This is a genomic window from Streptomyces sp. NPDC040622 (genome assembly GCF_055593965.1).
Genome location: NZ_JBVIXD010000007.1, coordinates 499,535 through 511,397, shown reverse-complemented (window position 1 = coordinate 511,397; position 11,863 = coordinate 499,535). Strand labels below are relative to the sequence as shown.

At 72.2% G+C, this 11,863-nt stretch carries 7 protein-coding genes; 4 read left to right on the top strand and 3 right to left on the bottom strand.

The genetic code is table 11. The annotated features are described in order from the left end of the window. Positions 1 to 292 precede the first annotated feature (292 nt). Together ACZ592_RS22855 and adhE are read left to right on the top strand one after the other, a co-directional pair. On the top strand, positions 293 to 1,372 hold the full coding sequence (locus tag ACZ592_RS22855) for a S1 family peptidase (RefSeq protein ID WP_471583428.1): 1,080 nt from the start codon (positions 293 to 295) through the stop codon (positions 1,370 to 1,372). 270 nt (positions 1,373 to 1,642) lie between these two features. After that, positions 1,643 to 4,255, top strand: a complete 2,613-nt coding sequence (gene adhE, locus ACZ592_RS22850; RefSeq protein WP_471583427.1) for a bifunctional acetaldehyde-CoA/alcohol dehydrogenase — start codon at positions 1,643 to 1,645, stop codon at positions 4,253 to 4,255. Between the two features lie 51 nt (positions 4,256 to 4,306). Here the strand turns inward: adhE and ACZ592_RS22845 are convergent, their stop codons facing one another. From ACZ592_RS22845 to ACZ592_RS22835, 3 genes are read right to left on the bottom strand one after another with little or no spacing between them, the layout of a single operon-like run. Then, positions 4,307 to 5,455, bottom strand: coding sequence for an AAA family ATPase (locus tag ACZ592_RS22845; RefSeq protein WP_471583426.1), 1,149 nt, complete (start codon positions 5,453 to 5,455; stop codon positions 4,307 to 4,309). 52 nt (positions 5,456 to 5,507) lie between these two features. Next, entirely contained in the window at positions 5,508 to 6,170 is a 663-nt protein-coding gene (locus ACZ592_RS22840; RefSeq protein WP_471583425.1) for an acetate uptake transporter, read from the bottom strand. Then, positions 6,167 to 7,219, bottom strand: a complete 1,053-nt coding sequence (locus ACZ592_RS22835) for a DUF3533 domain-containing protein (RefSeq protein ID WP_471583424.1) — start codon at positions 7,217 to 7,219, stop codon at positions 6,167 to 6,169. Before ACZ592_RS22835 ends, ACZ592_RS22840 begins: the two co-directional genes overlap by 4 nt. 164 nt (positions 7,220 to 7,383) lie before the next feature. Between ACZ592_RS22835 and ACZ592_RS22830 the strand changes: the two genes are divergently transcribed. Together ACZ592_RS22830 and ACZ592_RS22825 are read left to right on the top strand one after the other, a co-directional pair. Beyond that, positions 7,384 to 10,854 carry a DNA polymerase III subunit alpha gene (locus ACZ592_RS22830; RefSeq protein ID WP_471583423.1) on the top strand — a complete coding sequence of 1,157 codons (3,471 nt, stop codon included), beginning with the start codon at positions 7,384 to 7,386 and terminating at the stop codon, positions 10,852 to 10,854. Next, complete coding sequence (locus tag ACZ592_RS22825; RefSeq protein ID WP_471583422.1) at positions 10,851 to 11,843, top strand: DNA polymerase Y family protein; 993 nt, start codon at positions 10,851 to 10,853, stop codon at positions 11,841 to 11,843. Before ACZ592_RS22830 ends, ACZ592_RS22825 begins: the two co-directional genes overlap by 4 nt. The last annotated feature ends 20 nt before the right edge of the window (positions 11,844 to 11,863 follow it).

The following is an 11,863-nucleotide window of genomic DNA, read 5'->3' as shown; positions in this document are numbered from 1 at the left end:
AGACAGGACTAGTCCTCACAGGCTGACGATCGTTCCTCGCACGCGGTGTTTGCAACGGGAACCGACGTGGTGGGATCAGGGCCGTTCAACGCACAGGGGGCGCACAGGGTTTGTCGAGTACACGTCCGGAAGTAGACCTTGTGTGCCACCAGAGGGCATCGGGATAGTGGGCGAGGCCACATGGGCATGGACGCGGCTTCTTCAGCGTGGCAATTCCGTGTCTCGTAAGCCCCTGCGGCCCGTCAGGCCCCCACGCCGGACGGGTCGTTCCCCCCACAGGAGGTCGTGAGTTTTGAAGCACCGACGCATACCCAAGCGGCGTGTCGCCGTGGCAGGCGCGGGCATCGCCGCGCTGGTCGCCGCGGGAGTCACCTTCCAGACTGCGAACGCCAGCGAGAACTCCCCGGCCCCCACGCCGGACACGCTCTCGGTGGCGAAGGCCGGAAAGCTCGCCTCGACCCTGACCAAGGACCTCGGCGCGGACGCCGCGGGCACGTACTACGACGCGAAGGCCAAGTCCCTCGTCGTCAACGTGCTGGACCGCAGTGCGGCCGACGCCGTCGAGTCGGCCGGCGGCAAGGCCAGAATCGTCGAGAACTCCCTCGCCGAGCTGAAGAGCGCCCGCGCGACGCTCGACGACAAGGCGGCCGTGCCCGGCACCTCGTGGGCGATGGACCCCGCCACGAACAAGGTCGTCGTGACGGCCGACCGCACGGTCAAGGGCGCCGAGCTCGACAAGGTCGGCTCGATCGTGAAGAGCCTGGGCGGCAAGGCCGAGCTGAAGCGGAGCAAGGGCGAGTACAAGGCCTTCATCGCCGGCGGCGACGCGATCTGGGGGAGCGGCTCGCGCTGCTCGCTCGGCTTCAACGTCGTCAAGGGCGGCCAGCCCTACTTCCTGACGGCGGGGCACTGCGGCAACGCGGTCAAGAGCTGGTCGGACTCGCAGGGCGGCCAGGAGATCGGCGCCACGGAGGAGTCCAGCTTCCCGGGCAACGACTACGCCCTCGTCAAGTACACGGCCGACACCCCGCACCCGAGCGAGGTGAACCTCTACGGCGGCACCCAGGCGATCAGCAAGGCCGGGGACGCCACCGTCGGCCAGAAGGTGACGCGCAGCGGCAGCACCACCCAGGTGCACGACGGTGACGTCACCGCCCTGAACGCCACGGTGAACTACCAGGAGGGCCAGGTCGACGGCCTGATCCAGACCACCGTCTGCGCCGAGCCCGGCGACAGCGGCGGCGCTCTCTTCGCCGGCGACACGGCACTGGGCCTGACCTCGGGCGGCAGCGGCGACTGCTCCTCGGGCGGCGAGACGTTCTTCCAGCCGGTTCCGGAGGCCCTTTCGGCCTACGGCGCGGAAATCGGCTGACCTCGCGAGAAGTTTTGTGCCGCGCCCCCGCAATGGCGGGGGCGCGGCTTTTTCGAAAATCTTGTGAAAACTTTCACAAGCGCTCAAGGGTCTTAGGTCCTGAGGTGTTTCCCCAGCTCAGGTTGCCCTTTTGAGTCTCCCTATGTCTCCCGAAGGGACTTTCTCCCTGTGGGGTGAGGCCCTTTTTCGACGTTCATGCGGCACGTAAAGGTGTCGAATTGAGACAGCACGGAAAAAGGTCTCGATGAACTCGACGAAGGAGTACCCGCCATGCAGGCCAAGGAGATGGTGGACGGACTGGTCGAGAGGGCGCTCACCGCGCTCGACCGGTTCGCGTCGTACGACCAGGAGCAGGTCGACCACATCGTCAAGAAGGCCTCCCTCGCCGCGCTGAGTCAGCACGGGGAGCTGGCCCGGCAGGCGGTCGAGGAGACCGGCCGCGGCCTCTTCGAGGACAAGGCCGTCAAGAACCTCTTCGCCTGCGAACACGTCGTCAACTCGATGCGCGGCCTGAAGACCGCGGGCGTCATCTCCCGCGACGAACTGAACGGCGTCACCGAGATCGCCGAACCGGTCGGCGTCGTCTGCGCGATGACCCCGGTGACCAACCCGACGTCGACCACGATCTTCAAGGCCCTCATCGCCCTGAAGACCCGCAACCCCATCGTCTTCGCCTTCCACCCGAGCGCCCAGCGCTGCTCCGCCGAGGCCGCCCGGATCGTGCGGGACGCGGCCATCGAGGCGGGCGCGCCCGAGGACTGCGTGCAGTGGGTCGAGGAACCCTCGATGGAGGCCACCGGCCTGCTCATGAACCACGAGGGCATCTCCACGATCCTCGCCACCGGCGGCAACGCGATGGTCAAGGCCGCCTACTCCTGCGGCAAGCCCGCGCTCGGCGTCGGCGCGGGGAACGTGCCCGCGTACGTCACGCGCAGCGGCAAGCTGCGCAGGGCCGTGCACGACATCGTGCTCTCCAAGGCCTTCGACAACGGCATGATCTGCGCCTCCGAGCAGGCCGTGATCCTCGACGAGGAGATCTACGACGAGGGGCTCGCGGAGTTCGAACGGCTCGGCGCGTACGTCGTCACGGCGGCCGAGAAGACCAAGCTGGAGGAGTTCGTCTTCGGCACGACCGCCTACGCCAACACCTGCTCGGGCGCCAAGCTGAACGCGGCCGTCGTCGGCAGGTCCCCGCAGTGGATCGCCGAACAGGCCGGGTTCTCCGTGCCCGAGGGCACCTCGGTCATCGTCGCCGAGTGCGCGGAGGTCGGCGAGGGCGAGCCGCTCACCCGCGAGAAGCTCTCCCCGGTCCTGGCCGCCCTGAAGGCCCAGAGCACCGAGCACGGGCTCGAACTCTCCGCGCGGATGGTCGAGTTCCACGGGCTCGGACACAGCGCCGCCATCCACACCGAGGACGAGGAGCTCGCCGAGGAGTTCGGCAGGCGCGTCAAGGCGGTCCGCGTCATCGTCAACGCGCCCTCCACCTTCGGCGGCATCGGCGACGTCTACAACTCCTTCCTGCCCTCGCTCACCCTCGGCTGCGGCTCGTACGGGCACAACTCGGTGTCCAACAACGTCTCCGCGGTCAACCTGATCAACGTCAAGCGGATCGGACGGCGCAACAACAACATGCAGTGGTTCAAGGTCCCGCCGAAGATCTACTTCGAGCGCAACGCGCTGCGCTACCTCGGCGAGATGGACGGCATCGGGCGCGTCTCGATCGTCACCGACAAGACCATGTCGACGCTCGGCTTCGTCGCCCGGGTGACCGACATCCTCGCGGCCCGCCCCGAGCCCGTCACCGTCCAGGTCATCGACGACGTCGAGCCCAACCCGGAGCTGGCGACGGTGCAGGCGGGCGCCGCCCGGATGCGGGACTTCCGGCCGGACACGATCATCGCGCTCGGCGGCGGCTCGCCGATGGACGCGGCCAAGATCATGTGGCTGATGTACGAGCACCCGGAGATCGAGTTCGCGGACACCAAGGAGAAGTTCTTCGACATCCGCAAGCGCGCCTTCACATTCCCAGGACTCGGCAGGAAGGCCCAGATGGTGGCCGTCCCGACCACCTCGGGCACCGGCTCGGAGGTCACCCCGTTCGCGGTCATCTCCGACCCGAAGGCCGCCCAGAAGTACCCCCTCGCCGACTACGCGCTCACCCCGAACGTCGCGATCGTCGACCCGGTCCTGCCGATGAAGCTCCCGGCGACCGTCACCGCCGACTCCGGCTTCGACGCGCTGACCCACGCCACCGAGGCGTACGTCTCCGCCTACGCGAACGACTACACCGACGGCCTGTGCCTCCAGGCGGTCAAGCTCATCTTCGAGAACCTGGAGCGGTGCGTGGTGAACGGGGCGAAGGACCCCGAGGCGCGCGAGAAGATGCACAACGCCTCGACCGCCGCGGGCATGGCCTTCGCCAACGCCTTCCTCGGCCTGGTGCACGCCATGGCACACACCCTCGGCAACACGTTCCACGTCGCCCACGGCCGCACCAACGCGCTGCTCCTGCCGCATGTCATCCGGCACAACGGCACGGTCTCCGGCAAGGCGACGCCCTGGCCGAAGGCCGAGGTCTACCGGGCCCCGGAGCGCTTCCAGGAGATCGCCCGCATGCTGGGCCTGCCGGCGGCGACGCCCGAGGAGGGAGTGGAGTCCTATGCCCGTGCGGTGGAGGAGCTGCGCGCCAAGTGCGGGATTCCCGCGTCGTTCGCCGAGGAGGGCGTCGAGGAGGAGGCTTTCCTCGCGGCTCTGCCGCAGCAGGCGATGAACGCGTACGCCGATCAGTGTGCGCCCGCCAACCCGCGGATGCCGATGATCGACGAGATGCAGCGGCTGATGCGGCAGGCGTACTACGGAAACGGTGAGGGCGTGCCCGCCTGACCCTGTTCCCCGCGCCCCTGGTGCGCCCCCTGCGGGGCGTCCCGGGGGCGCTCAGCGTTTGGGCCAGTACCACAGCGGCTCGTCCAGGAGGCTTTCCCTGCCCGCCACCTCTGTCCGGCCCGACTCCTTGAGCAGTTCCATGGAGTTCACGTCCACGCGGTGGCGTACCGCGCCCTTGGCGACGGCCTCGGCGAGCGGGCGGGCGTGGGTCACCAGGACGATCTGCGTGTCCTTCGTCGCGGCGACGATCAGGTCGGCCAGCGGGCGCAGCAGGTCCGGGTGCAGGCTCGTCTCCGGCTCGTTCAGGACGAGGAGCGCGGGCGGGCGCGGGGTCAGCAGCGCGGCGGCCCACAGCAGATAGCGCAGCGTGCCGTCGGAGAGCTCGGCGGGGCCCAGCGGGCGCAGCAGCCCGCGCTGGCGCAGCTGGAGCTCGAACCGCCCGCCGTTGTCGACGACGCGGACCTGGCTGCCGGGGAACGCGTCGTCCACCGCCTCGTCGAGCGCCAGGTCGTCGCCGATCTCGCGGATGGTCTGCAGGGCGGCCGCCAGGTCGGCGCCGTCGTGGGCGAGGACGGGCGTGCGGGTGCCGATCCGGGCCGCGCGGGCGGGCGCGTCTGCGTCGGTGCGCACGTGGTCGTAGAACCGCCAGGAGCGGATCAGCTCGCGCAGCCGCAGCAGGTCGGGTGCCAGCTGCGGGTCGGCGAACTCGCTCAGCATGCTGTCGTACGGCCGCAGGCCCTGGCCGCGGTGCCAGCCGCCGTCCGCCGTGCGGGTGCGCACCGCGGGGCCCGCGCGGTCGCAGAGCAGCGCGGCGGGCCGCAGCACGGGGCCCGCCCAGGTCGACTCGCGCTTGATCTCCGGGTCGAGGGCGAACATGGAGGCGGCGCCGCCGGGGCCCGCGCCGCTGGACTGGGGGAGGCCGAAGTCGACCGCGTACCCGAACTCGTCGCCGGCGAAGCCCAGTCTCAGCCCGGCGGGCTCCGCCTTGCGCTCGCCCGCCCAGAGCGCGGACGGCAGGCCGCCCTCGCGGGCCAGGGCCGCGACCGCGCCGCCCGTGGCCGAGTCGGCGAGCAGGCGCAGGGCGCGGTACAGGCTGGACTTGCCCGTGCCGTTCGCCCCCGTGATCACGTTCAGCCGGTCCAGCGGGACGATCAGTTTGCGCAGGGAGCGGTAGTTCTCGACGGCGAGTGTGCGGATCATGCGTGTCAGCCTCGCACCCGGGTCTGACAACGCCGTCCGGCCCGCGTGAGTCTCACGTCTCCGGGTGGACGTCCGGGGCGTCCGGCGCGAGGAAGCGGCCCATCGGCAGCACCGGGCGGCCCCACGTGGACGCCATGACCTGGCCGGCGAGCAGGTAGAGCGCCCCCGCGGTGGCGCCGAGCCCGAACCAGCCCGCGACCCGGTTCCAGCCCACGGCCCCGGTGAAGCCGTTGCAGGTCATCGCCACGAAGACGACGAGGACGCAGGTGAAGGTGAGCAGCAGCGCCAGGTGGATGCGGAAGCTCGCGAGCCACAGGACGAAGACCACGAACACCCAGGGGAGGGTGAACAGGCCCATGGTGTCGCCGCGCAGCGAGGGGTCGAGTCCCGGCAGGACCCAGAGCAGCATCAGCGCCTTCGCCATCCAGAAGAGCCCGAAGCCGCCGAAGACGGTGGCGTGCCAGGTGTCGCCGCGCTGCGCCTGGAAGAGCCCGGCGAGGAGCTGGGCGAGGCCGCCGATGAAGAAGCCGACCAGCGGCACGACCGAGTGCAGCAGCTTCTCCGGGAAGACGCCCGCGTCGATGCCGGTGGCGATCATCGTGACGACGATGAAGCCGGTGAGCCCGAGCGGACCGAGCTGGGCCTGCGCGGTGGGCTCCATGCGTTTGACGGAGACCGCCTGGGCGGCGGGGCCCGAGCGGTGCGGGAAGTTCACCCGCCGCTCCTGCTGCTGCCGTAGCTGGTGCCGCTGAGGTCGATCGAGCCGTTGTGCGCCGTCCTGCGCCGGGCGGACAGGGCGAGGGTGACGGCGACGCCGAGGACCGCCCAGCCGGCCAGGACCAGGAGCGACCCGGTGACCGCGTTGCCCTCGAAGTAGGCGATGGAGCGTGCCACCCAGGTGCCGGCGCCCGGCGGCAGCCAGGGCCCGATCGCCTCCCAGAAGGGCGGCAGCATCGGCAGCGGGAAGGCGCCGCCCGCGCTCGGGTTGCCCGCGATGACGACGAGGAGGACGGCCAGGCCGATGCCCACGATGCCGGTGAGTGACTGCAGGGCGAGCGTGATCGCGCCGACCCCGAAGATCACCAGGGCGCCGAGGCCCCACAGGCCCATGATGCTGCCGGGCAGGGCGCCGAGGATCGGCCCGATGATGATCGCGCCGCCGAGTCCGCCGACGATCGAGTAGAGCGCCATGGTGCCGAGCCTGATGACCGCGCGCGGCACGTTGGCGGCGCGGGAGCCCGCGCTGATCGCGAGGATCGAGGCGCACAGGTAGCCGCCGACGCACCAGCCGACGACCAGGTAGAAGGACGAGAGGCCGTTGAAGTCCTGGCTCGACGCCGGGGCCACGTCGTCGGTCTTCACCTGGCGCTTCTGGTCCGCGTCGAGCTCGGTGACGAGTTCGGTGAGGGTCCTGGAGAGGGCGGTGCCGCCGCCGGACGCGACCAGGAGGGTGTCGGTCGTCCCGCGCGGGTCGACGATCAGGGCGCCGTCGATGTCGCGGTTCATGACCTGGTGGCGGGCCGTGCCCTCGTCCTTGAGGACGCGGGGGTCCAGCGGTTCGCCGGGGAGCTTCTTGAGCCGGTCGGCGGTCTGTTCGGCCGCGGGGCCGGGAGTGACCACTCCGAAGGCGACGTCCGTCGGCTTCGGGTTGTGGAGGGCTCCTACGTAGGAGGCGATGAACAGCAGCTGCAGGGCGAGTACGCCGATGACGAGCAGGGCTGCTCGTGGGGTGACGGCGCTCTTCAATTCGTCGGCGAACCTCATGCCCCCACGCTCCGTGGCCGGGGGCGTTCGCGCAGGTGGGATGAGCCGAACGGAGGAAGCGGGGACGGCCCAGGAGCGCTCATCGTACGTACGTTCGAAACTTGGTCTATGGTGGGAGAACGGGGATGAGAGGTCGGATCGATTCAGGGTTCCAGGAGGTGCGTGTGCTCGGGTTCACGCATCTGCACACCGTCTCCGGGTTCTCCCTGCGGTACGGCGCCTCGCACCCGGAGCGGCTCGCCGAGCGCGCCGCCGAGCGGGGCATGGACGCCCTCGCGCTCACCGACCGGGACACCCTCGCGGGCGCCGTCCGGTTCGCCAAGGCCTGCGCCAAGGCGGGCGTGCGGCCACTGTTCGGCGCCGAGCTCGCGGTGGGGGAGCCCGCCCCGGCCAAGGGCGAGCGGCGCAGGGCCCCGGTGCGCGGCGGTGCCTTCATCGACGAGTCGACCCCGCGCGTGACCTTCCTCGCCCGGGACGGCGCCACCGGATGGGCCACGCTCTGCCGCCTGGTCACCGCCGCGCACCGCGCCGCCGACGGACAGCCCGTCCTGCCCTGGCGGGAGAACCACGGCGACGGCCTGACCGTGCTGCTCGGGCCCGCGTCCGACGTGGGCCGCGCGCTCGCCGCCGGGCGCCCCGACCGCGCCGCCCGCCTGCTCGCCCCCTGGCGCGAGCGGTACGGCGACGCGCTGCGCCTGGAATCCGTCTGGCACGGCCGCGAGGGCACCGGGCCCGGCTCGCTGCGCCTGGCCGCGCGCACCGTCGGCTTCGCCGCCGAACAGGGCGTGCGCCCCGTCCTGAGCAACGCCGTGCGCTACGCCGACCCCGGACAGGGCCCCGTCGCCGACGTCCTGGACGCCGCCCGCCGCCTCGTCCCCGTCGACCCGACCAAGGAACTCGACGGCGGTGAACGGTGGCTGAAGGGCGCGGACGGCATGTTCCGTGTGGCCGAACGCGTCGTCGAGGCGGCGGGATTCCGCCGCGACACCGCCCACCGCCTGCTCGAACAGACCAGAACGGCCGCCGCCGAGTGCCTCGTCGACACCGAGGACGACATCGGCATCGGGTCCGTGCGCTTCCCCGAGCCGCACCTGGTCGGCGCCGGGCGCCGCACCGCGCAGCGCGTCCTGGCCTCCAGGGCGGCGGCCGGCATGGTGCGGCGCGGCTACGACTCCCGGCGCGCCTACTGGGAGCGGATGCACCACGAGCTGGACATCATCGACCACCACGGCTACGCCTCCTACTTCCTGACCGTGTCCCAGGTCGTCGACGACGTGCGCGACCTGGGCATCCGGGTCGCGGCGCGCGGCTCGGGCGCCGGGTCCCTGGTCAACCACCTCATCGGCATCGCGCACGCCGACCCCGTCGAGCACGGGCTGCTCATGGAGCGGTTCCTGTCCAAGCGGCGGCACGTCCTGCCGGACATCGACATCGACGTCGAGTCGGCCCGCCGCCTGGAGGTCTACCGCGCGATCATCGGCCGCTTCGGCACCGAGCGGGTCGCGACGGTCGCCATGCCCGAGACCTACCGCGTACGGCACGCCGTACGTGACGTGGGCGCCGCCCTGTCCATGGACCCGGCCGACATCGACCGGATCGCCAAGGCCTTCCCGCACATCCGCGCCCGCGATGCCCGCTCCGCGATGGAGGAACTGCCCGAACTGCGGCAGATCGCAGACGAGTTGGGAGACCGCAAACGACTGTGGGAGCTGGTCGAGGCGCTCGACGCGCTGCCCCGGGGCGTCGCCATGCACCCGTGCGGGGTGCTGCTCTCCGACGCCTCGCTGCTCGCCCGCACGCCCGTGGTGGCGACCAGCGGCGAGGGCTTTCCCATGTCGCAGTTCGACAAGGAGGACGTCGAGGACCTCGGCCTGCTCAAGCTGGACGTGCTCGGCGTGCGGATGCAGTCGGCGATGGCGCACGCGGTGGCCGAGGTCGAGCGGGCCACGGGGGACGCCGTGGACCTCGACGACCCGCGTCAGGTGCCGCCGGGCGACCCGGCCACGTACCGGCTCATCAAGTCCGCCGAGACGTTGGGCTGCTTCCAGATCGAATCGCCGGGCCAGCGTGACCTGGTCGGGCGCCTGCAGCCCGCGACCTTCCACGACCTAGTGGTCGACATCTCGCTGTTCCGGCCGGGACCGGTCGCCGCCGACATGGTGCGGCCCTTCATCGAGGCCCGGCACGGCCGCGCGCCCGTCCGCTACCCGCACCCCGATCTCGCGGGGCCGCTGAAGGAGACGTACGGCGTCGTCGTCTTCCACGAGCAGATCATCGAGATGGTCGACATCATGACCGGCTGCGGGCGCGACGAGGCGGACCGGGTGCGGCGCGGGCTCTCCGACCCCGAGTCGCAGGGCCGGATCCGCTTCTGGTTCGCCCAGCACGCGGCGGCCAGGGGGTACGACGCGGAGACGATCGGCCGTACCTGGGAGATCGTCGAGGCCTTCGGGTCGTACGGCTTCTGCAAGGCGCACGCGGTCGCCTTCGCCGTGCCGACGTACCAGTCGGCCTGGCTGAAGGCGCACCACCCGGCCGCCTTCTACGCGGGGCTGCTCACGCACGACCCCGGCATGTACCCGAAGCGGCTGCTGCTCGCGGACGCGCGGCGCCGGGGGGTGCCGATCCTTCCCCTGGACGTGAACCGGTCCGCGGTCGCCCACCGCATCGAACTGGTGTCCGAGCCGCGGGAGGTGTGGGGCCTGCGGCTCGCGCTCGCCGACGTGCACGGCATCAGCGAGGCCGAGGCCGCGCGGATCGCCGACGGGCAGCCCTACGCCTCGCTCGTCGACTTCTGGGAGCGGGCCAGGCCCTCGAAGCCGCTCGCGCAGCGGCTCGCCCAGGTCGGCGCGCTCGACGCGTTCGGCGCCAACCGCCGCGACCTGCAACTGCACCTGGCCGAGCTGCGCCGGGGCGCACGCGGCGTGGCCGGTGCCCAGCTCCCCCTGGCCGGCGGGCGGCGGACGGCCCCCGCGGGCCTGCCCGACCTGGACGACGCGGAGCGGCTGAGCGCCGAACTGGGCGTCCTCGGCATGGACTCCTCGCGCCACCTCATGGGCGACCACCGCGCCTTCCTCGACGAGCTGGGCGTGCTCGGCGCCCGGCGCCTGCGCGAGGCCGAACACGGCGCGACCGTCCTGGTCGCGGGCGCCAAGGCCGCCACGCAGACCCCGCCGATCCGCTCCGGCAAGCGCGTCATCTTCACCACCCTGGACGACGGCACGGGCCTGGTCGACCTGGCCTTCTTCGACGACGCCCACGAGCGGTGCGCGCACACCGTCTTCCACTCCTGGCTGCTGCTCGTGCGCGGCGTGGTGCAGCGCCGCGGGCCGCGCAGCCTCAGCGTGGTGGGCGCGGCGGCGTGGAACCTCGCGGAACTGGTGGAGGTGCGGAAGGAGGGCGGCCTCGACGCGGTCGCGCGGCGCCTGGCGGAACCGGAGCCGGGGCCGGGGCCGGGGCCGGAGTCCGGGCCCGCGCCCGAGGAGGGGCGGCGGCGGGACCCGGCGGGCGGGCGCCGCATCCGCATGGCCACGGGGTACGAGATGCACCCCTGGGCGGATCTGCGTCCGGCGGGCGAGGGTCCCGCGAGCGCGGCCAGGAAGCTGTGGCACCAGAGTCCGGGGAGCGCGGGATGACCGAGGAGGCCGGGGCGAGCACCCTCTGCGTACGGTTCCTGCTGACCCCCATGCACGAGGCGATCCTGCCCCAACTGCTTGCCCTGCTCGGCGAGTTCACCCCGCAGGTCGAGGCGTTGCCGCCCGACGCCGCGCTCGTGGACGTGCGCGGCGCCCGGCGCTACTTCCGGCGCGGCGCGGTCGAACTGGCCGCGCTGATCCGGGTCCGGGCGCTGGCGCTGTACGGGGTGGAGTGCGCGATCGGCGCCGGGCCCGGACCGATGCTGGCCCGCATGGCCGTACGTGGCGCCGCCCCCGGCGTGACCCGTGCGGTGCCCGAAGGGCCGGACGGCGTACGGGAGTTCCTCGCCGGCCGGCCGGTCGGCGAGCTGCCCGGCATCGGCCGCGCCACCGCCCGCACCCTGTGCGAGTACGGCCTCGACTCCCTCGGGAAGGTCGGCGCCGCGCCCCTGTCCACCCTGCAGCGGCTCGTCGGCGCCCGCGCGGGCCGCGAACTGCGCGAGAAGGCGCGGGGCGTCGACCGCACCCGGGTCGTGCCGAACGCCGCCGCGCGGTCGGTCGCCGCCGAACGCCCCTTCCCCCGCGACGAGCTGGACCCCTGCCGGCACCGCCGCGCCCTCCTCTCCGGCGCCGAGGAGCTGGGCGTGAGGATGCGCGTCGAGGGGCAGGTGTGCCGCACGCTGACCCTCACCGTGCGGTACGCGGACCGCACCACCACCGTCCGGACCAGGACCCTGCCCGAGCCGACCGCCCACTCCACCGCGCTGACCGCGACCGCCTACCGCATGTACGAGTCGCTCGGCCTGCAGCGGGCCCGGGTGCGCGCCGTCTCCCTGCGCGCCGAGGGCATCGGGCCCGCCGAACTCTCCTCCCGCCAGCTGACGTTCGACCCGGTGGACGAGAGGGCCCGCCGCATCGAGGAGGTCGCCGACCGGGCCAGGGAGAAGTTCGGGCCCGGCGCGATCGTGCCGGGGACGCTGGCCGCGTGAGCGTGAGCGTGAGCGTGGCC

Bases quoted from the DNA above. Each gene is read 5' to 3' on its own strand.
- adhE (WP_471583427.1), top strand. From the start codon at position 1,643: ATGCAGGCCAAGGAGATGGTGGACGGACTGGTCGAGAGGGCGCTCACC.
- ACZ592_RS22845 (WP_471583426.1), bottom strand. From the start codon at position 5,455: ATGATCCGCACACTCGCCGTCGAGAACTACCGCTCCCTGCGCAAACTG.
- ACZ592_RS22835 (WP_471583424.1), bottom strand. From the start codon at position 7,219: ATGAGGTTCGCCGACGAATTGAAGAGCGCCGTCACCCCACGAGCAGCC.
- ACZ592_RS22825 (WP_471583422.1), top strand. From the start codon at position 10,851: ATGACCGAGGAGGCCGGGGCGAGCACCCTCTGCGTACGGTTCCTGCTG.